Source organism: Mycolicibacter longobardus (assembly GCF_002102265.1).
GTDB classification, from domain to species: Bacteria; Actinomycetota; Actinomycetes; order Mycobacteriales; family Mycobacteriaceae; genus Mycobacterium; species Mycobacterium longobardum.
The window spans coordinates 39,873-59,454 of record NZ_LQPG01000057.1; the positions used below are offsets into that span (position 1 = coordinate 39,873).

At 68.7% G+C, this 19,582-nt stretch carries 16 protein-coding genes; 10 read left to right on the forward strand and 6 right to left on the reverse strand.

Annotated features, from left to right (window positions below; genetic code table 11):
• Positions 1 to 176 precede the first annotated feature (176 nt).
• From AWC16_RS22645 to AWC16_RS22660, 4 genes are read left to right on the forward strand one after another with little or no spacing between them, the layout of a single operon-like run.
• Positions 177 to 1,154 (forward strand): ABC transporter permease, encoded by a 978-nt coding sequence (locus AWC16_RS22645; RefSeq protein WP_085266966.1) that lies wholly within the window; start codon positions 177 to 179, stop codon positions 1,152 to 1,154.
• Entirely contained in the window at positions 1,151 to 2,041 is an 891-nt protein-coding gene (locus AWC16_RS22650; protein WP_085266967.1) for an ABC transporter permease, read from the forward strand. The genes AWC16_RS22645 and AWC16_RS22650 overlap by 4 nt, the downstream gene beginning before the upstream one ends.
• Positions 2,038 to 3,870, forward strand: a complete 1,833-nt coding sequence (locus AWC16_RS22655; protein ID WP_085266968.1) for a dipeptide ABC transporter ATP-binding protein — start codon at positions 2,038 to 2,040, stop codon at positions 3,868 to 3,870. The genes AWC16_RS22650 and AWC16_RS22655 overlap by 4 nt, the downstream gene beginning before the upstream one ends.
• Positions 3,867 to 5,588, forward strand: a complete 1,722-nt coding sequence (locus AWC16_RS22660; protein ID WP_234812393.1) for an ABC transporter family substrate-binding protein — start codon at positions 3,867 to 3,869, stop codon at positions 5,586 to 5,588. The genes AWC16_RS22655 and AWC16_RS22660 overlap by 4 nt, the downstream gene beginning before the upstream one ends.
• On the opposite strand, the gene AWC16_RS22665 is transcribed toward AWC16_RS22660, so the two are convergent.
• Together AWC16_RS22665 and AWC16_RS22670 are read right to left on the reverse strand one after the other, a co-directional pair.
• The gene (locus AWC16_RS22665) at positions 5,589 to 8,204 is read right to left on the reverse strand and encodes an AAA family ATPase (RefSeq protein WP_085266970.1); all 2,616 of its coding nucleotides are present in this window, start codon (positions 8,202 to 8,204) and stop codon (positions 5,589 to 5,591) included.
• The gene (locus AWC16_RS22670) at positions 8,201 to 9,346 is read right to left on the reverse strand and encodes a metallophosphoesterase family protein (protein WP_085266971.1); all 1,146 of its coding nucleotides are present in this window, start codon (positions 9,344 to 9,346) and stop codon (positions 8,201 to 8,203) included. Before AWC16_RS22670 ends, AWC16_RS22665 begins: the two co-directional genes overlap by 4 nt.
• 208 nt (positions 9,347 to 9,554) lie before the next feature.
• Between AWC16_RS22670 and AWC16_RS22675 the strand changes: the two genes are divergently transcribed.
• Positions 9,555 to 10,064 carry a SixA phosphatase family protein gene (locus tag AWC16_RS22675; RefSeq protein ID WP_234812394.1) on the forward strand — a complete coding sequence of 170 codons (510 nt, stop codon included), beginning with the start codon at positions 9,555 to 9,557 and terminating at the stop codon, positions 10,062 to 10,064.
• A gap of 22 nt (positions 10,065 to 10,086) precedes the next feature.
• Here the strand turns inward: AWC16_RS22675 and AWC16_RS22680 are convergent, their stop codons facing one another.
• Positions 10,087 to 10,632, reverse strand: coding sequence for a DUF3558 domain-containing protein (locus tag AWC16_RS22680; protein ID WP_085266973.1), 546 nt, complete (start codon positions 10,630 to 10,632; stop codon positions 10,087 to 10,089).
• The gene (locus tag AWC16_RS22685; protein ID WP_109561553.1) at positions 10,629 to 11,126 is read right to left on the reverse strand and encodes a DUF3558 domain-containing protein; all 498 of its coding nucleotides are present in this window, start codon (positions 11,124 to 11,126) and stop codon (positions 10,629 to 10,631) included. Before AWC16_RS22685 ends, AWC16_RS22680 begins: the two co-directional genes overlap by 4 nt.
• Before the next feature lie 172 nt (positions 11,127 to 11,298).
• On the opposite strand from AWC16_RS22685, the gene AWC16_RS22690 reads away from it, so the two are divergent.
• On the forward strand, positions 11,299 to 13,050 hold the full coding sequence (locus AWC16_RS22690) for an ABC transporter ATP-binding protein (RefSeq protein ID WP_085266975.1): 1,752 nt from the start codon (positions 11,299 to 11,301) through the stop codon (positions 13,048 to 13,050).
• Positions 13,047 to 14,930 (forward strand): ABC transporter ATP-binding protein, encoded by a 1,884-nt coding sequence (locus AWC16_RS22695; RefSeq protein WP_085266976.1) that lies wholly within the window; start codon positions 13,047 to 13,049, stop codon positions 14,928 to 14,930. The genes AWC16_RS22690 and AWC16_RS22695 overlap by 4 nt, the downstream gene beginning before the upstream one ends.
• A 332-nt stretch (positions 14,931 to 15,262) precedes the next feature.
• Here the strand turns inward: AWC16_RS22695 and AWC16_RS22700 are convergent, their stop codons facing one another.
• Both AWC16_RS22700 and AWC16_RS22705 read right to left on the reverse strand, forming a co-directional pair.
• Complete coding sequence (locus AWC16_RS22700; RefSeq protein WP_085266977.1) at positions 15,263 to 16,240, reverse strand: Acg family FMN-binding oxidoreductase; 978 nt, start codon at positions 16,238 to 16,240, stop codon at positions 15,263 to 15,265.
• A 97-nt stretch (positions 16,241 to 16,337) separates the two neighbouring features.
• Entirely contained in the window at positions 16,338 to 17,450 is a 1,113-nt protein-coding gene (locus AWC16_RS22705; protein WP_085266978.1) for an adenylate/guanylate cyclase domain-containing protein, read from the reverse strand.
• 32 nt (positions 17,451 to 17,482) lie between these two features.
• On the opposite strand from AWC16_RS22705, the gene AWC16_RS22710 reads away from it, so the two are divergent.
• Genes AWC16_RS22710 through AWC16_RS22720 form a run of 3 tightly spaced genes read left to right on the forward strand, consistent with a single transcriptional unit; the run spans position 17,483 to position 19,538 of the window.
• Entirely contained in the window at positions 17,483 to 18,637 is a 1,155-nt protein-coding gene (locus AWC16_RS22710) for a MalY/PatB family protein (protein ID WP_085266979.1), read from the forward strand.
• Positions 18,638 to 18,647: 10 nt separating this feature from the next.
• Positions 18,648 to 19,085 carry an HIT family protein gene (locus AWC16_RS22715; protein ID WP_085266980.1) on the forward strand — a complete coding sequence of 146 codons (438 nt, stop codon included), beginning with the start codon at positions 18,648 to 18,650 and terminating at the stop codon, positions 19,083 to 19,085.
• Positions 19,086 to 19,088: 3 nt separating this feature from the next.
• On the forward strand, positions 19,089 to 19,538 hold the full coding sequence (locus AWC16_RS22720; protein ID WP_085266981.1) for a nitroreductase family deazaflavin-dependent oxidoreductase: 450 nt from the start codon (positions 19,089 to 19,091) through the stop codon (positions 19,536 to 19,538).
• Positions 19,539 to 19,582: the final 44 nt, after the last annotated feature.

The following is a 19,582-nucleotide window of genomic DNA, read 5'->3' on the forward strand; positions in this document are numbered from 1 at the left end:
CTCTGTCGCGGTCGAACGCAGTCGCAGTCGAGCGGAGCCTAGTGAAGCGACCCGAGGATTTCACGGGTAAAAATCATCCGATTAGCGATCTACCGGCGGCGTCTTCCCCGGGGACACGACGCTCGCGGGCAGAGGCATGCGGCGTGGCCGCGCGGGAGACCTCTACCCTTTGGGCCATGATGCGGTTTCTGGCCGGCCGGGCGCTGAACTACCTGGTGCTGCTGGGCCTCGCATCGTTTCTGACGTTCTGCCTCACCTCGCTGGCGTTCGCCCCGCTGGACAGCCTGATGCAGCGCAACCCGCGTCCCCCCCAGGCCGTGATCGACGCCAAGGCCGCCGAACTCGGCCTGGACAAGCCGATTCCGCTGCGTTACGCGCACTGGGCCTCGCACGCGGTGCGCGGCGACTTCGGCGTCACCGTCACCGGCCAACCGGTCTCCAGCGAGCTGGGCCGGCGCATCGGGGTCAGCCTGCGCCTGCTGGTCGTCGGCTCGCTGGCCGGCACCGTCATCGGCGTGGTGGCCGGGGCGTGGGGCGCGGTGCGCCAGTACCGGCTCTCCGACCGGGTCATCACGCTGGCGGCCCTGCTGGTGCTCTCGGTGCCCACCTTCGTGCTGGCCAACCTGGTGATCCTGGGCGCGTTGCGGGTCAACTGGGCGCTGGGCATGCAGGTCTTCGACTACACCGGGGAGACCTCCCCCGGGCTGGTCACCGGCTTCTGGCCCGGGTTGGCTGATCGTCTGCAGCATTTGGTGCTGCCGTCGCTGACGCTGGCGCTGGGTGCGGCCGCCAGTTTCAGCCGCTACCAGCGCAACGCGATGCTCGACGTGCTGGGCCAGGACTTCATCCGCACTGCCCGCGCCAAGGGCCTGACGCGGCGGCGTGCCCTGTTCAAACACGGGTTGCGCACCGCGCTGATCCCGATGGCGACGCTGTTCGCCTACGGGGTGGCCGGGTTGGTCACCGGCGCGGTGTTCGTGGAGAAGATCTTCGGCTGGCACGGCATGGGCGAATGGGTGGTGCAGGGGGTGGCGACCCAGGACACCAATATCGTCGCGGCGATCACGGTGTTCTCCGGCGCCGTGGTGCTGCTGGCCGGGCTGCTCTCCGATGTCATCTACGCGATGCTGGACCCGAGGGTGCGGGTGTCATGACGGCTACCGGCACCGAGGTCGAGTTCGCCTCCCGGCGCACCCTGGTGCTGCGCCGATTCCTGCGCAGCCGCACGGCGGTGGGCGCACTGGCGCTGCTGGCGGTGATGTTCGTCGGCTGCTACACGCTGCCGGCCCTGCTGCCCTACTCCTACACAGATCTGGACTATGACGCGCTGCTGGTGCCGCCGGGCGCTCGACACTGGTTGGGCACCAACGCTTTGGGCCAGGACCTGCTGGCGCAGATCCTGCGCGGCATGCAGAAGTCGATGCTGATCGGGGTGTGCGTGGCGGTGATCTCCACGGCGATCGCCGCGACGGTGGGGGCGATCTCCGGGTACTTCGGCGGGTGGCGTGACCGGGTGCTGATGTGGCTGGTGGATCTGCTGCTGGTGGTGCCGGCGTTCATCCTGATCGCGATCATCACCCCGCGCACCAAGAACAGCGGCAACATCGCGCTGCTGGTGCTGCTGCTGGCCGGGTTCAGCTGGATGATCAGCGCCCGCATGGTGCGAGGGCTGACGATGAGCCTGCGGGAGCGTGAATTCATCCGGGCCGCAAGATATATGGGTGTCTCCAGCCGGCGCATCATCATCGACCACATCGTGCCGAACGTGGCCTCCATCCTGATCATCGACACCGCACTCAACGTCGCGGTGGCGATCCTGGCCGAAACCGGCTTGAGCTTCCTGGGTTTCGGTATCCAGCCCCCCGACGTCTCGCTGGGCACCCTGATCGCCGACGGCACGGCCTCGGCCATCACCTTTCCGTGGGTGTTCCTGTTTCCGGCCGGGGTGCTGATCACGATCCTGGTCTGCGCCAACCTCGCCGGTGACGGCCTGCGCGACGCGCTGGACCCCGATGCCGCCACGCTGCGGAGCCGCCGATGAGCGCCCTGCTGGAAGTCTCCGACCTGGCCGTGACGTTCGGCGCCGGGGCTGATGCGGTGCATGCGGTGCGCGGCGTCAGCTATCGGGTGGACGCCGGCGAAGTCGTGGCCATGGTCGGCGAATCGGGCTCGGGGAAGTCCGCGGCGGCCATGGCCGTGATGGGGCTGTTGCCCGAGTACGCGCAGGTGTCCGGGTCGGTGCGGCTGAACGGCACGCAGCTGATCGGCCTGGGCGACACCGCGATGTCGCAGTTCCGCGGGGCCTCGATCGGGATGGTCTTCCAGGACCCGATGTCGGCGTTGACCCCGGTGTACACCGTGGGCGATCAGATCGCCGAGGCCATCGAGGTGCACCAGCCCCGGGTTGGCCGCGCCGCGGCACGCCGGCGCGCGGTGGAGCTGTTGGAGTTGGTCGGAATCAGCCGCCCCGAGCAACGGGCACGCGCCTTTCCGCACGAGCTGTCCGGCGGGGAACGTCAGCGGGTGGTGATCGCCATCGCCATCGCCTGCGACCCCGACCTGCTGATCTGCGACGAACCCACCACCGCGCTGGACGTCACGGTGCAGGCCCAGATCCTCGACGTCCTCAAGACCGCGCGCGACGTCACCGGTGCCGGGGTGCTGATCATCACCCACGACCTCGGGGTGGTGGCCGAGTTCGCCGACCGGGCGCTGGTGATGTACGCCGGCCGGGTGGTGGAGGCTGCGCCGGTCGGGGTGTTGTATCGGGATCGGCTGATGCCCTACACCGTCGGGCTTTTGGGCTCGGTGCCGCGCCTGGACGCCGAGCAGGGCACCCGGTTGGTACCGATACCGGGCGCACCACCGTCTTTGACGGCCGGAGTCGATCCGGGCTGTCCGTTCTCACCGCGCTGCCCGCTGGCCGACGATGACTGCCGGGTCCGCGAGCCCGCGCTGCTAGGCGTCGGGGCGGACCACTCGGCGGCGTGCATTCACACCGACCAGGTGACCGGACGCAGCGCCGCTGAGATCTATCACGTGCGCACCGATGTCACCACTGCCCCGCCGGCTGATTCGCCGACCGTGTTGCGGGTCCGCGATCTGGTCAAGACCTACCCGTTGACCAAGGGGGTGTTGCGGCGGCGGGTCGGTGAGGTGCGGGCCGTTTCTGGTGTGAGCTTCGAGTTGCAGCAGGGTCGCACGCTCGGGATCGTGGGCGAATCCGGCTCGGGCAAATCCACCACCCTGCACCAGATCCTGGAACTGGCTGCGCCGCAGTCGGGTTCCATCGAGGTGCTCGGCGCCGATGTCGCGACCTTGAAGCGAGATGGCCGCCGCGCCCTGCGGCGGGACCTTCAGGTGGTGTTCCAGGATCCGGTGGCCTCCCTGGACCCCCGGCTGCCGGTCTTCGAGCTGTTGGCGGAACCATTGCGCGCCAACGGCTCCGACAAGGCGTCAACCAACAGCCGGGTCGCCGACTTGCTGGAGCTGGTGGGGCTGCGCCGCGCTGACGCACCGCGGTATCCGGCGGAGTTCTCCGGCGGGCAGAAGCAGCGGATCGGGATCGCCCGGGCCCTGGCGTTGGAGCCGAAGATCCTGGCACTGGATGAACCGGTGTCCGCCCTCGATGTGTCGATCCAGGCCGGGATCATCAACCTGCTGCTGGATCTGCAGCAGCAACTCGGGCTGTCCTATCTGTTCGTGTCGCATGACCTCTCAGTGGTCAAACACCTGGCGCACCGGGTGGCGGTGATGTTCGCCGGAGAGATCGTCGAACAGGGCGAGGCGGACCAGGTTTTCCGCGACCCGCAACACGACTACACCCGGCGACTGCTGGCCGCGGTGCCCCAGCCGGTGGTGAACTCATGACCACAGCGTTGACTCTGCGCTCACGGCGACGTTGTGCGAGAAGGGACCGCCCTGGACGCAGAGTCAACGGGGTGGCGACACTCGTGACGCTGGTGCTGGCCCTGAGCAGTTGCGAGGCCGTCGATATCACCGCCCCGGAGGGTGCGGCCGCCGTCGGCACCGTCAGCGACATCAACCCGCAGGACCCGGAGACGCTGCGCGACGGCGGAAACCTGCGCCTGTCCATGATGCAGTTCCCGCCGAACTTCAACCCCTTGCACATCGACGGCAACCTGGCCGAGAACGCCGCCATGCTCAAGGCCATGATGCCGCGGGCGTTCATCATCGGGCCGGACGGTTCGGCGACGGTGGACACCGACTACTTCACCAGCGTGGAACTGACCGGCACCAACCCCCAAGTGGTCACCTACACGATCAATCCCAAGGCGGTGTGGAGCGACGGAACTCCGATCACCTGGAAGGACATCGCCAGCCAGATCCATGCCACCAGCGGCGCCGACAGCGGATTCGCGATCGCGACCACCAACGGCGCTGAACGGGTCGCCTCGGTGACCCGCGGCGCGGACGACCGGCAGGCCGTGATGCGGTTCGCCAAACCCTACGCGGAGTGGCGGGGCATGTTCGCCGGCAACTCGATGCTGTTGCCGGCCAGCATGACCGGCGACCCGGAGACCTTCAACAAGGCCCAGCTGAGCAGGCCGGGCCCCTCGGCCGGACCGTTCGTGCTGTCCACCCTGGACCGCACCAGCCAGCGAATCACCTTGACCCGCAACCCCGCCTGGTGGGGCAGACGGGCGAAGCTGGACACCATCACCTACCTGGTGCTCGACGATGCCGCCCGGATGCCGGCGCTGCAGAACCACACCATCGACGCCACCGGGGTGGGCACCCTGGATCAGTTGACGATCGCGCGGCGCACCGAGGGCATCGCGATCCGCCGGGCGCCGACCCCGGCCTGGAACCACTTCACCTTCAACGGGGCGCCGGGCGCGATCCTGTCCGACAAGGCGTTGCGGCTGGCGGTCATGCGCGGCATCGACCGGACCACCATCGCCAAGGTCACCCAGCGCGGTCTGACCGCCGACCCGGTGGCGCTGAACAACCACATCTACGTCGCCGGCCAGGAGGGCTACCAGGACAACAGCACGGTGGTGGCCTACGACCCGGACCGCGCCGCGCGCGAACTCGACGAACTCGGCTGGAAACTGCACGGGAAGTTCCGGGAGAAGGACGGCCGCCCCTTGGTGATCCGGCACCTGTTCTACGACGCCTCCAGCACCCGACAGTTCGCCCAGGTGGCCCAGCACAACCTGGCGCAGATCGGGGTCAAACTGCAGCTGGACGCCAAGGCCGGCGGTGGCTTCTTCACCGACTACGTCAACGTCGGCGACTTCGACATCGCCCAATTCAGTTGGGTGGGTGACGCTTTCCCGTTGGCGGGACTGAACCAGATCTCCGCCTCCTACGGCGAGGCGAACTTCGGCAAGATCGGCAGCCCGGAGATCGACGCGAAGATCGAGGAGACGCTGGAAGCCCTGGACCCGGCCGTGGCGCGGGCGCGGGCGAACGAAGTCGACACGCTGTTGTGGGAAGAAGGTTTCAGCCTGCCGCTGATCCAGACCACGGGCAACGTGGCGGTGCGCAGTTCGCTGGCGAACTTCGGGGCGCCGGGCCTGGCCGATCTGGACTACACCGCGATCGGGTTCATGAAGGGGTGATCAGGCGCTCAGGTCGATGCGGTGCGCATCGGTGACGCTGCGGTAGCGGTCCGGGCTGCAGGTCAGCACGATCACCTGGCCCTGAGCGCCGACGGCATCGAAGACCGCGCCCATCTTCTCCAGCCGCTCCGGGTCGGTGAAGCCGAGGGCGTCATCGATCACCACCGGGACGCTGTCCTCCTTCGCGACCAGGGCTGCCCCGGCCAACCGGGTCAGGATGCCCAGCTGTTCCTTGGCGCCACCGGACAATGACTCATACGGCACGGTGCGGCCACCGAGGGTGCGGGCGCAGATCTTGAGGTCGGTGTCGACCTCGACTTCGAAGTCGGCGCCGAACACGTGAGCGCCGAGCCGCTGGATCTCGACACGGAACGGTTCGACATAGCGCCGACGGGTGTCGTCGCGGTGACGGATGATCGTGGAACGCAACAGGGACGCCGCGCGAGCTCTCCGACCGATTCGATCATGTTCGGCCGCGGCGTGTTCCCGCGCGATCTGTGCGGCGTCCAGCTGGCCCCGGCGGCCCTGGGTGCCGAAGACACCGAGCTCGACCTCCACCTCGTGCAGCGCCCGGGCGGTCTCGGCGTGCCGGAGGTGCAATGCCTGTGCCGCTGCCTCGGCTGCGACGAGTTCGGCATCGACGGCGTCGGGTGTCGCGGCGTCCAGCTGTTCGGACAGCTCGGTGACGCGCTGTTGCGCGATCCGCAACGCTTGCCGGTTCGATTCGACGGCGGTGGCCAGATCTTCGTCGCTGACCGCCGCCCGCTGTTCGGTCAGGCGCTGGGTGATGGCCTCCAGCTCGATCCGCTGCGTCGCCGCTTGGTCGCGGAGCAGCGTCACCCGGGTGGCGGCCTCGGTGCGGCGGGCTGCGGCCTCGGAGACGGCCCGGCGACGAGTCTCGCAGTCGGCATCGGCCTGGGTGCGCAGTGCGTCGGCCGCGTCCCGTTCGGCGCGGGCACCCTCGGGTGTGATCCCGGCGGCAACCTCGCCGTGTTCGCCGCGCAGCTGCGTCAACCGGGCGCGCAGCGCCTCGACGTCATCGTCGCCACGCAACGCCGCCAGGGCGGCGGTCAATTGGTCACGGCCGCCCTGGAGTTCGCGGCGCCGCTGGTCGGAACGGCGCGCCTGCGCCAGATCATCCACGCCGGCCGCCGCCAGGGCGTCGGCAAGTTCAGATTGTGCCGCAACGTGTTTGGTGTGGGCCTCCCGTGCACTGTCCCCCGGCCTGACCCGTACGCTCAGCAGGCCGGGCACCTGCACCTCGGTGCTGTCGGTGACGGACGCCGACCAGCTCTGGCCGGCCGGCAACCGGGTGTGCTCGCCGGCGATCAGGAGATCGATGTCGGCGGCCGCGGTGAATTCCAGAGTCGCCGAGATCGCAGCCAGTGACGCCTGGGTCCGGTCGACGGCGGCTGCCGCGTCCTCGATCCGGCGCAGCGCCGACTCGGTCACGATGATCTCCGCCAGCTCTGCCGACACCTGCGCGAGCTCGCCCTCGGTGGCGTCGATGCGGGCGAGGCGGGCGGCCAGCCGGTCCGCCTCCTCCCGTGCTGCCAGCTGCTCGACGAGACGGCGCGTGGTCGCGGCGCGCTCGGTGGCGGAGGCCAGTGCCCGGGCAGCCTCGGATGCCTCGAGCTCGGCAGCCGTGACGTCGGCATCCGCGCCGACCTGCGCCTGAGTGGCTTCGGCAATCTCGTTGTCCAGCAGGCCAACCGTGGCCGTCCGGGATTCGAGGTCACCGAGCAGCCGCTGCCTGTAGGTGTGGCCGGATTCGGCTGCGGCACCGGTGGCTTCGGCGGCAGCGGCCACCAGCTGTGCGTCGCGCAGTTGGTCCCGCAGGGCCGCGATGGTGGCGCCGGCGACCTGCGCGGCGCTGTGCCGGGCATCAGCGGCAACCTGATCCTCGGTCAACCGGGCCAACTGCTCGGACAGCCCGGCGTGCCGGGCCACTCGTTCCTCGACCTCGGCGAGCAGCTCGGCGCAGCGCGCGACCTCTGCCTCGGCGTCGGCCAGCGCGGAGATGGCGGCCGCCCACTCCCCCGTGGGACGTCCGGTCGCGGTGAAGTAGCGCGCGTATTCGGCGTCGATCCGTTCGACGAGAATGGGTTCGGTTCCGCTGAGGGTGACGGTGTCACCGGCGGCGACATCGAGCGCCCGGGACAGCGCATCGCATCCGGAAAGATCCACCGCCGCGGTCGACGCCGCCTGCAGCACCCGCTGGGCCTGCCACAGTCCGGTGTCCATGGTCTCATCCAGCATGGCGCGAACCCGTTCATGCGCCTCATCCCCGGTGAGCTGCTCACGACGCGGCTCCAGCACCGTCAGCTGTGTCCGAGGCGCCTTGTGGAACCGCTTGTGATAGACGAAACGGTAAGGGCCGGTGCTGATTTCAGCGGTGACCTCAGCGCCGACGTCGGCGTGGGTCGGCTTGACCTGTTTGACATCCTTCTTGGCGGAGCGGTCCTTGGACTCCAGCAAGAGGTCCAGCGCCTCGATCATCGAGGACTTTCCGATCTCATTGGCGCCGGACACCACCACCACGCCGTGATCGGGGAAGTCGATCTCCCGGTGCGCCACACCGCGATAGTTGGTCAAGACCAACCGGTGCAACCTCATGCCGCACCTCGATCGACGAGCCGCAGCAGCAGCGCCAGCGCGGCGTGGGCGTCGTCTGCGACGCCGGTGTCGCCGCCGCGTGCCGTGGCGACCAACTCCGCAACGGCGTCGGCCGCGAAACCGCCGATCCCGAGGTCGGTGAACTCGCCGTCGACGGGGACCACCACCAGGTCGGTGTGGCGTTTCCAGGTGCCCACCCAGGCGAACAACCGCGAGTATCGGTCCAGGCAGGCGTCCAGCGCGGCCCGGTCGGTGACACTGAGCGAACCCGTCAGCGCCAGCCGGACCACGGTGCGTCCTTTGTCCGGCAGTTGGTCGAGGTTGATGTCCAGATCGGCGACGTCACGATCGGTGTCGAGTTGGCGCTGCAGCGTCAGGAAGCGCCATCGGCCGATGTGCCGGGAGTCGACGCTGACCGCGCCGTCGGCCTCATCGATGTCGACGACCAGCACGTGGCCCGGGTCGGACTCGATGTCGTCAAAGTTGGTGACCTCGGGTGAACCGGAGTACCAGATCCGACCCGTTGCCCCCACCTGGGTGCGAGAGTGCTTGTCCCCCAAGGCGACGTAGTGGATCACGCCGCGAGACAGCGCGTCCTCAAGTGCTGTCAGTCGGATCAGCGCCGGGTTGCTCGTATCGGGGTCGAGGACGTCGATGCCGCCGTGGGCGACCAGGATCCGGGTGGTGCCGTCCGCGGGCAAACCGTCAAGCACGGCGGCCGCCAGATCGCCGGTGGGGCGCTTGGACCGCCACGGCGCGGCGACGATCTCAAGGCCCGGGCGTACCCGGTGCACCCCGGCGGCGTCGAGCACCACGACATTGTCGGGGCATTCGGCGGTGAACAACGCGCTGGTGTAGACCGACGCAGCATCCAGCGGATCGTGGTTTCCGGGCAGCAGGTAGACCGGGATCCCGATGGTGCGCATGGCCTCCAGAGACTGGCTGATGATCTCCGGGGCGAGCTGGTTGTCCTCGAACGCGTCGCCGGCGACGACGACGAACTCCGCCCCCGCCTCGGCCGCCAAGGTTCCCAGCCCGGCCACCGCATCGCGCCGGGCCCCCGAGTAGCGCGGCTGGGCGTCACCGGACAGGAAGTGCCGGGTCATGCCGAGCTGCCAGTCGGCGGTGTGCACGAATCGCATGTCGGTCCTGTCCTTTCCACCGGCTGCCGGCCGGGCATCGCGAGTGTATGGCCGGCCACCGACAAGACCGCGGACCTTGATCGGCAGGTCCGGGCGCACGATCCACGGTCCGACCCCGTGCGTCACACCCGGCACTTCAGCATCGCGGGTAGCAGGGTGCGAGGAATTTCAGAACGATGGCGCATCCGAGCCACCTACCCTGGAACGGGTGAGCTCTCACCGCACCCTCATCCTGTTGCGGCACGCGAAGTCGGACTATCCGCCGGGCGTGGCCGATCACGACCGGCCGTTGGCGCCACGCGGCATCCGGGAAGCCGGGCTGGCCGGGGACTGGTTGCGCACCAACGCGCCCGGTATCGACCAGGTGCTGTGCTCGACGGCGACCCGAACCCGGAACACCTTGGAGTGCGCCGGAATCGACGCGCCGGTCAGTTACCTGCCACAGCTCTACGATGCCGCACCGGGAACGGTCATCGCCGCGATCAACGAGGTTCAGGACGATGTTCGCACACTGCTGGTGATCGGACACGAACCCGCGATGTCACTGGTAGCCCTCGGCCTGGCCGGCGCCGAGGGAACCAACCAGGCTGCAGCCGAGCAGATTTCGTTGAAGTTCCCGACGTCGTCGCTGGCGTTGCTGCAGGCGAAAGGCCGCTGGGAGCACCTCGAACTCGGCAGCGCGGCGCTGGTCGGCTTTCATATCGCACGCCGAGGATGAACTACTCAGTTCGACTGGAGACTCAGGAATTCGTCGCTAGCGTGAGTTCCATCAGCTTGAGGGCCTGCTCGCACGCGTCGATCCCGGGGGCCTGCGGGTTGACCCACCAGCCCACCACTCCGGCGGCGTCACTGGCCACCCCGCACGAGCCGTTGGGGTCGGCAGGCCGCATCACGATCGAGGGCACACCCACAATGGTCTTGTTCTCGATCTGATACTGCAGGAACTCGGCCACCTTGCGCTCGTTGTCCAGGCTGCCCTGCTCGAACCAGAACCGGGTGATGTCGATCAGCCCGGCGGGGTTGGCGGCCTGCCAGCGACAGATGGCGCCGACGAAGGTGCTCTGGATGTCCAGCGGGTCAGCCCCCACCGTCTTGGCCAAGATGTCCGTGGTCAGCACCTCGCACTCCTTGAGCAGGTTCGGATACTGCCGCTCGGAGTTGTTGTTGCGCTGCGTGTCCCCCGCGCCCGCCTTGACCGCGGTGCCGCCCACCTCACGCGAGCAGCCGGTCAAGCTGATCAGTACCGCCAACACCGCGACGGCACTGGCCAGAATCCGGCGGTTCATTTGGCGTTCGCAATCGACTGGCGAGTCAGCTCTTTGGCGACGTCGCACGGGTCGGGGAACGGCTTCTGGGCGAAACTCACCGACCACTCGATGAAGTCATCCTTGAACTGGATGCCGACCTCGCACAGGTTGTCGCCCATGGTCGGTGCGGTGCCGATAGCGATGAAACCGCTGTGGCCGTCGATGTTGATGTCCTCCACGGAAGTCCGTGACACCTCCTCGGTCTTGCGCTCGCGCCCGATGGGACTGCCGCGATACCAGGAGAAGGAGAAGTGTGGGCCCATGATCCCGCCGCGGGCCAGCCACTGGCAGCCCACCGAGTTCTGAGCGGTGTTGACCAGCCCGGACACCCTGGTCAGGTTGGTGACGGTCTCATCGCTGACGCCGCCGCACTGCGGGAACGACGGGCCGTGGTTGCTCTGCTCGGAATTCGGCGCCGACGACTGGCCGGACTGAGCTTCGGTCGAGCCGGAGTCGGAACATCCGGCGACCATCGGGATCACGGTGGCGACCACCAGGGCCGGGACCGTCAGTTTGAGCCGCACAGGATGCACTGTAGCGGCACCATCGCCGCTCAACCACGACACACGGGTTGACCTGATGATTTGTGTCGCCGTGTGTCGCCACAGCAGCGCCGGGACCGCACGGGTGTGCGACAGTAAGCCCATGCTTCTGGCGCTGCTGCGCTGCTACATCAGGCCGTATCGCCGGCCGGTCGCCGCGGTGATGACGCTGCAGCTGATCAGCACGCTGGCCTCGCTGTACCTGCCGACCCTCAACGCCTCGATCATCGACGACGGAGTGGTCCGCGGCGACACCGCGGTCATCACCCGGCTCGGCGCGGTGATGCTCGCCGTCACCGGCCTGCAGGTGCTGTGCGCCGTCGCCGCCGTCTACTTCGGGGCGCGCACCGGGACCGGCTTCGGCCGCGACCTGCGCCGCGCGGTGTTCACCCAGGTGATCCGGTTCTCCGAACGCGAGACCACCCGGTTCGGAACGCCGACCCTGTTGATCCGCACCATCAACGACGTCCGTCAGATCCAACTGGTGGTGCAGTTGAGCGCCACCGTGCTGGTCGCCGCACCGATCATGGGCGTCGGCGGGGTGCTGATGGCGGTGCACCAGGACGCCGGGCTGGCCTGGCTGCTGGCGGTCAGCGTGCCGGCGCTGGCGCTGGCCAACTACCTGATCGTGGCACGCATGCTGCCGCTGTTCCGCCGCATGCAGATGCTGATCGACAACATCAGCCGGGTGCTGCGCGATCAGCTCACCGGGATCCGGGTGATCCGTGCGTTCGCCCGTGAAGCACACGAGCGCGACCGGTTCGCCCAGGCCAACGCGGCATTGCAGGACGCGTCGCTGACCGTCGGCAACCTGCAGGCGCTGATGCTGCCGGCCACCACGCTGATCATCAACGCCTCCAGCGTCGCGCTGATCTGGTTCGGCGGACTGCGCATCGACGCCGGGCAGATGCAGGTCGGGTCGCTGATCGCGTTCCTGTCCTATTTCATGCAGATCCTGATGGCCGTGCTGATGGCCACCATGGTCCTGGCGATCCTGCCGCGTGCCTCGGTATGCGCCGAGCGGATCTCCGAGGTGCTGTCCACCGAGCCGGCCGTCAGCGCCCCGCTGAACCCGGTGTCACCGGTGTCAAACACGGGCGAGGTCCGGCTGACCGGCGTCGGCTTCCGCTATCCCGGCGCCGACCGCTCGGTGCTGCAGGACGTTTCGCTGACCGCACTGCCCGGCAGCACCACCGCGGTGGTCGGTTCCACCGGATCGGGAAAGTCGACCCTGGTGTCGCTGATCTGCCGGCTGCGTGACGTGACCGACGGCGCGGTGCTCATCGACGGCGTGGACGTGCGCGACCGCGACCCGGAGGCACTGTGGTCGGGCATCGGGCTGGTGCCGCAGCGCGGCTACCTGTTCTCCGGCACCGTTGCCGACAACCTGCGCTACGGCGCCCCGGCAGGGGTGACGGTCAGCGACGAGCAGATGTGGGAGGCGCTGCGGGTGGCCGCCGCCGACGATTTCGTGGCGGCCCACTCCGACGGGCTGGCGATGCCGGTGGCCCAGGGCGGGATCAATCTGTCCGGCGGACAGCGGCAACGGCTGGCGATCGCGCGGGCGGTGATCCGCCGGCCACCGATCTACCTGTTCGACGACGCGTTCTCCGCGTTGGACACCCGTACCGACGCTGCCGTGCGCGCGGCGCTGCGGAAGGTGGCCGCCGACGCGACGGTGATCATCGTGGCGCAGCGCATCTCGACGGTCACCCAGGCCGATCAGGTGATCGTCATCGACGACGGCCGCGTCGTCGGCGCAGGCACGCACCAGCAGTTGCTGTCCGACTGCCCCACCTACGCCGAATTCGCCGAATCCCAGTCGGTTTCCGCCGGGGTAGGTGGCCCGCCGTGACGCCGCCGGCCCCGGCCGCACCAGTGGGGAACTTCTCGGCGACCGCGCTGCGCCTGGCCCGCCGGATGGGCCCGCAGCGCAGGTTGATCGCGGCGGTCGTCTGCCTGTCGCTGGGCGGCATCGCGATCGGCGTGGCGGGACCGCGCATCCTGGGGCATGCCACCGATCTGGTGTTCAACGGGATCATCGGCCGCGGTCTGCCGGCCGGGATGAGCAAGCAGCAGGCTGTCGACGCCGCCCGTGCTGCGGGCCAGGGCACCTACGCCGACATGCTGTCGGGAATGGACGTGGTGCCCGGCGCCGGCATCGACTTCACCGCCGTGGCGCACACCCTGACGTTGGCGATGGGACTGTATCTGGTTGCCGCACTGATGGTCTGGACCCAGGCCCGGCTGCTCAACAAGATCCTGCAGCGCACCATGCGGGCGTTGCGCCGCGATGTCGAGGACAAGGTGCACCGGCTGCCGCTGCGCTACTTCGACACTTCTCGGCGCGGTGAGCTGCTGAGCCGGCTCACCAACGACGTCGACAACACCGCGACGTCGGTCTCGATGACGGTCAGTCAACTGTTCTCCTCGGTGCTGACCGTGCTGGTGGTGCTGGCGATGATGCTGTCCATCTCGCCGCTGCTGGCCGCGATCACGCTGGCCGGGGTGCCGGTGTCGCTGCTGGCCGTGCGCGCGATCACCCGGCGCTCGCAACGGCTGTTCGCCGCGCAGTGGGCAGCCACCGGGCGGCTCAACGCCCACCTGGAGGAGACCTACAGCGGTTTCACACTGGTGCGGACGTTCGGTCGCCGGGACTGGGCGCAGCAGCGTTTCGATGACTGCAACGACGAGTTGTACCGGGCCGGGTTCGGCGCTCAGTTCTTCTCCGGGTTGGTGGCACCGGCGACCGGGCTGGTTGCCAACCTGGGCTATGTCGCGGTGGCCGTGATCGGCGGATTCCAGTTGGCCACCGGGCAGATCACCCTGGGCAGCGTCCAGGCGTTCATCGCCTACGTTCGCCAGTTCAACCAGCCGCTGGGGAACCTGGCGGCGATGTTCAACGCCCTGCAGTCCGGGGCCGCCAGCGCCGAGCGGGTGTTCGAGTTCCTCGACGAGCCCGAGGAACCAGCTGCCCCGACAGCGGCTCTGTCTTTTGAGTCACTTGACGGCTCCGGCGGGCGAGTGGAGTTCCGCGATGTCAGCTTCGGCTACCGACCCGGTGTGCCGGTGCTCGAGGAGCTGTCGCTGGACGTGGCGCCGGGCAGCACGGTGGCGATCGTCGGCCCGACCGGGGCGGGAAAGACCACCCTGGTCAATCTTTTGATGCGGTTCTACGACGTGGACCGCGGGCAGATCCTGATCGACGGCGTCGACATCACCGGCGTGGACCGCCACGCGCTGCGCTCGTCGATCGGGATGGTGCTGCAGGACACCTGGCTGTTCACCGGAACCATCGCCGAGAACATCGGCTATGGCCGGCCCGACGCCACCGAAGACGAGATCGTCGAGGCTGCCCGCGCCGCGCATGCCGACGCGTTCGTGCGGGCCCTACCGGCCGGCTACGCCACCCGGGTCAACGACGACGGCGCCGCGATCAGTGCCGGCGAGAAGCAGCTGATCACCATCGCCCGGGCATTCCTGGCCCGGCCGCAGCTGCTCATCCTGGACGAGGCGACCAGTTCGGTGGACACCCGCACCGAGCTGCTGATCCAGAAGGCGATGCGGGAACTGCGCCGGGATCGTACGAGTTTCATTATCGCCCACCGGCTTTCGACGATCCGCGACGCCGACCTGATCCTGGTGATGCAGGCCGGCCGGATCGTCGAGCAGGGCACCCACACCGAGTTGCTGGCCCGCCGCGGGGCGTACTGGGCGATGGCCGAGAGCAGCTGAACTCAGGCCGAAATCATCGGAGAAATCAACCGTTGCTGACCGGTGGTCACCGGCGTAGATTCGACCGCGAAGCAGGCCCGGTCGTGACCGATCCGAAGAGCTGGTCCAGTGGGTGGAAGCCAGCCGCGCAGGAAGTGTGAGACGCCCCCCACGTCCCTCCGGGCCTGCCCCATTTTCTCCGGTGACAGCTGGACCCGGACCCCCACATGACGAGTTGCCCGGCTGCGAGCGACAAATCGGAACGGACCCATCTGGGCATCCGCCGTTGTCGCTGTGAGCCGGGCAACTCTGCTATCCCCCGCCGACGCCGACGAACCCGGGTGAACCGCCGATCAACCCTTCAGGTGCAGCACGTCGGCCAGCGGACGCCGCGGGGTGGGCGCCGGGGTCTTCTCCAGCGCGGGCGTGCCCCCGACCCGGATCAGGATCTGCGGCAGATCATCGCCACCGACCAGCCCGGCGAGCAGCCCCCGGGCCGCGGGCACCTCGGTCAGGTGGGTCACCGGGCAGGTCGCCAAACCGGCCATGGTGCATTCCAGCAGCACCGTCGAGAGCGCCTCTCCGCAGGCCAGCGCATCGCCCGGGTCGTCACTGGCGGTGGACAGCAGCACGATCTTCGAGTGGTCGTCGCCGACCTCGAGACGCCGCTCCCGGTTGTGGGTCACCGGGAACGTCCGCCCGATGTCGACCCGGTCGCTCTCGGCGGCCGAGACCAGCGCGCTCTCCGGGATCCCGTCGGAGACCTCGAACGGCGCGGTCCACCAGCCGAGCTCAGCGTGATACGACGCGTCGTACAAGCGCAGCGCCTCGGTGAGCTCGGAGGCCTCGGCGAGCTTGGAACGCAGGTCGTCGGCCAGCACGCACAGCCGCACCGGGTCCTCCACACAGCTGTACAGCACCGACTCGACCGGCTCCCAATTGCTCGGGACCATGAACGGGAGCCGATCGGTCCGCCGCATCAGGATCGCGTTGGCGCGATACCGATGCATATCGGTGACCCGCCCACCGGGGGTGAACCTGATCGAAGCCAGATGCTCCGGTCGCTCCGCATCCGGGAACCGCTCGACCTGCGCCGCCCATCCGGCCGCAGCCATGGCCACCCGCAGGTGATCGAGCACCGCTCCGCAACTGATCAACGCCTCACGCGCCGACTGGTCGCCGTGCACGGCGCGGGTGGAATCCAGGTACAGCTCGAGCCGACCCCGGTCAGCCACCCACCGCCAGGGCTGGCTGTTGTGCAGCGAAGGCGCTCGGCAGGCCAGCCGCACCGCCTCGGTGAGGACTTCGGAGTCCACGGTCGTCTCCAGCATCAGCCACCTCCAACGGATCTGTTGACCTCAGGTTTCCAGCCCGGGTCGGGCCGCAACAGGGGCCGTTAGTCCCTGGCCGGGCGGCGTTGTACCCACGTCAGTCGTCGGCGCGGCGCCGGACACGGAACAGATTCACCTCACTCTTGATGCCCTTGAGGTGGCGTCCACCGGCGAACGACCACTGAAAGGCCGCGGCTTCGGCCAGCGCCGCCCGCACCGGCTCCGCGACCAGCACCGTGCCCGGCCGCGCCACCCCGGTTATCCGGCTGGCGGTGTTGACCGGGCTGCCGAACCAGTCCCCGACCCGGCTGACCGCCTCCCCGGAAGCCACACCGGCACGAAGCCGGGGCAGGCTGTCGTCGGCCTGGGCCGCCTCAACCAGCCGCAGCATCGCATCGACCAGCGGGGCCGGTTCCGGGCAGACGAACATCACCGCATCGCCGATGGTCTTGATGAATCGCACCGGGGGAACGGCGATCTCGTGCCCCAGCACGGTCAACCGCTCGGCGAGCTGGACCAGCTCCTCGGGCGGCACCATCTCCCCGAGGCGGGTGAAGCCCACCAGGTCGGCGAAGGCGACGGTGATCTGCCGGGCCCCCGGCAGCGGTGCGCCCGCCAACCGCTCGCTGGCGGTGACGGCGTCGATGTCGAGCTGATGACGCAACTGCACCATCAGCATGTCCTGGACGAACGGGCCCAGCAACGGCGCCAGCCCGGCCACCATTTCTCGCGAGCGCTGCGCGATCTCCAACTCGGTGACGCCCGGCTCGCCGATGGCGGACAACACCGTGAAGCGCATGAACTCAGCCGTGTGGGCCAACCCGTCGGCCAGCACGCGAGCGGTCTGCAGGGCCTGCTCGGCATCGATACCGGCCTCGATGAAGCGGCGCGCATGCTGGGCGATGCTGGCGTCGGCGCGCATCTGCACCGGGGCATCCGGATCGTCCATCCAGGGCAGCCCGATCGCCCGCTGCAGGCGCTGCAACTGATCGAGGTCGACTCCAGTGGATTCACTGATCTCGCGAGCCGAAATATACGTTCCGTCGTCGCCGATCAGCCGTCGCGACGCCAAGAACATCGGCGAAACCGTGCCGCGAATCTCTTCGGCGGTGATGCCCTGTCCCAGCAGCCATTCGATCAGCTCGGCGCGTTCGGCACGCGGGGTACCTTCCATCCCGTCCAGCAGTTCTTCGATCTCGGGGTCAGCCACGCCGCAAACGTATCTCGCGGCAGACTGTCGGTGTGTCTGAAGTCTTCGATGCGTTGACCCCCGATCAACTCCGCGCGCGCAACACCGTCAAGTGGAACCAGTTCGGCCCCGACGTGCTGCCGCTGTGGATCGCCGAGATGGACTTCCCCACCGCGCCGGCGGTGCTCGACGGGATACGTGCCTGCGTGGCCAGCGAAGAGTTCGGCTACCCGTCGTTGCGTTCCGGCACGCTGCCCACCGCGCTCGCGCAGTGGTGCGAGCGCCGCTACGGCTGGACCATCCGGCCGGAATGGGTGCGGGTGGTGCCCGACGTCCTCAAGGGCATGGAGGTGGTGATCGAGTTCCTCACCCGCCCGGAGAGCCCGGTGGCACTACCGGTTCCGGCCTACATGCCGTTCTTCGACCTGCTGACCGTCACCGGACGCCAGCGTGTGGAAATCCAGATGACACAGGATGATTCCGGTCGCTATGTGATGGACCTGGACGCCCTGGAGGCCGCGTTCGCCGCCGGGGCCGGGTCGCTGATCCTGTGCAACCCGAACAACCCACTGGGTACCGCGTTCACCGCCGAGGAGATCAGTGCGATGGTCGAGATCGCCGCGCGCCACGGCGCCCGGGTGATCGCCGACGAGATCCACGCCCCGCTGGTCTACGACCGTCCGCACGTCCCCGCCGCTTCGGTGTCCGACGTCGCCGCCGACACCGTCATCACGGTGATGTCGGCGTCCAAGGGCTGGAACCTGCCCGGGCTGATGTGCGCCCAGGTGGTCCTGTCCAATCCGCGCGACGTCGAGGCATGGCGCAAGATCAACGTGCTGCACACCATGGGCGCAGCCACCGTCGGCATCCGCGCCAACATCGCCGCCTACAGCCACGGCGGTGAGTGGCTGGACGGTCTGCTGGGCTACCTGCGGGCCAATCGGGATCACCTGAGCCGGGCGCTGCCCGAGGCGGTACCGGGTCTGCGGGTCAGCCACCCCGAGGCCACCTATCTGGCCTGGGTCGATTTCCGGGAGCTGGGGCTGGCGGCCGAACCGGCCGAGATCCTGCTGACCGATGCGCGGGTGGCGCTGAGCCCGGGCATCCCGTTCGGCGGCGGCCGGGGCTTCGCACGGCTGAACTTCGCGACCACCCGGGCGATCCTGGACCGGGCGATCGAGGCAATGGCCTCGGCGTTGAGCCGCTAGCCTGGCCGGCATGTCCTGTGTGTTCTGCGCCGTGGTGGCCGGTGACGCCCCGGCCGTGCGGATCTTCGAAGACGACGATTACCTGGCGTTGCTCGACATCCGGCCGTTCACCCGCGGCCACACCCTGGTGATCCCCAAACAGCACTTCGTGGACCTGACCGACACCCCGGCGGCGACGCTGGCCGGCATGCTCACCATCGGGCAGCGGATCGCGCGGGCGGCGCGGACCTCCGGGCTGCACGCCGACGGCAACAACCTGGTGATCAACGACGGCCGGGCGGCCTTCCAGAGCGTGTTTCACATCCACCTGCACGTGGTGCCGCGCCGTGACGGCGACAAGTTGTCCTTCGCCAAGGGCTTGCTGGTGCGCCGCGACCCGGACCGAGAGGCCACCGGGGAGATCCTGCGGAACGCACTGGCGGAAGCCGACACCGCGCAGTCAGACTGAGTCATGGACATTTCCAGCTGGGTAGAGCAACAGGTCGGGGTTCCGCTGCTGCGTCTGCACGACAGGCTCTACCAAGGCACCAACGGGCGGATCGGCCACCGGTTTCCGGGCGTTCCGCCAAGTCTGCTGCTGCACACCGTCGGCGCCAAGACCGGGCAGGCCCGCACCAATTCGTTGACCTACGCCCGCGACGGCGAGAACTACCTGATAGTCGCGTCCATGGGCGGCGCTCCCCGCTCCCCCGGCTGGTTTCACAACCTCAAGGCCCATCCCGACGTCGAAATCAACGTCGGCCCCAAGCGGTTCGGCGTCACCGCGCGGCCGGTGCTGCCCGACGACCCGGACTACGCCCGGCTGTGGCGGACAGTCAACGTCAACAACGCCAATCGTTACGACGCCTATCAGCGGCGCACGACCCGTCCGATCCCGGTGGTGGTGTTGACGCCGCGCTGACTTGTTGGCCGAGCAGACGCAGAATCGCACTGCGGAAGCTCGGT

What these genes read in the sequence shown, in the direction of transcription:
- AWC16_RS22720 (WP_085266981.1), top strand. Translation starts at nt 19,089, where the DNA reads ATGGACATTTCCAGCTGGGTAGAGCAACAGGTCGGGGTTCCGCTGCTG.
- AWC16_RS22655 (WP_085266968.1), top strand. Translation starts at nt 2,038, where the DNA reads ATGAGCGCCCTGCTGGAAGTCTCCGACCTGGCCGTGACGTTCGGCGCC.
- AWC16_RS22680 (WP_085266973.1), bottom strand. Translation starts at nt 10,632, where the DNA reads ATGAACCGCCGGATTCTGGCCAGTGCCGTCGCGGTGTTGGCGGTACTG.
- AWC16_RS22690 (WP_085266975.1), top strand. Translation starts at nt 11,299, where the DNA reads ATGCTTCTGGCGCTGCTGCGCTGCTACATCAGGCCGTATCGCCGGCCG.
- AWC16_RS22700 (WP_085266977.1), bottom strand. Translation starts at nt 16,240, where the DNA reads ATGCTGGAGACGACCGTGGACTCCGAAGTCCTCACCGAGGCGGTGCGG.
- AWC16_RS22650 (WP_085266967.1), top strand. Translation starts at nt 1,151, where the DNA reads ATGACGGCTACCGGCACCGAGGTCGAGTTCGCCTCCCGGCGCACCCTG.
- AWC16_RS22665 (WP_085266970.1), bottom strand. Translation starts at nt 8,204, where the DNA reads ATGAGGTTGCACCGGTTGGTCTTGACCAACTATCGCGGTGTGGCGCAC.
- AWC16_RS22645 (WP_085266966.1), top strand. Translation starts at nt 177, where the DNA reads ATGATGCGGTTTCTGGCCGGCCGGGCGCTGAACTACCTGGTGCTGCTG.
- AWC16_RS22715 (WP_085266980.1), top strand. Translation starts at nt 18,648, where the DNA reads ATGTCCTGTGTGTTCTGCGCCGTGGTGGCCGGTGACGCCCCGGCCGTG.
- AWC16_RS22660 (WP_234812393.1), top strand. Translation starts at nt 3,867, where the DNA reads ATGACCACAGCGTTGACTCTGCGCTCACGGCGACGTTGTGCGAGAAGG.
- AWC16_RS22670 (WP_085266971.1), bottom strand. Translation starts at nt 9,346, where the DNA reads ATGCGATTCGTGCACACCGCCGACTGGCAGCTCGGCATGACCCGGCAC.
- AWC16_RS22685 (WP_109561553.1), bottom strand. Translation starts at nt 11,126, where the DNA reads ATGGTCGCCGGATGTTCCGACTCCGGCTCGACCGAAGCTCAGTCCGGC.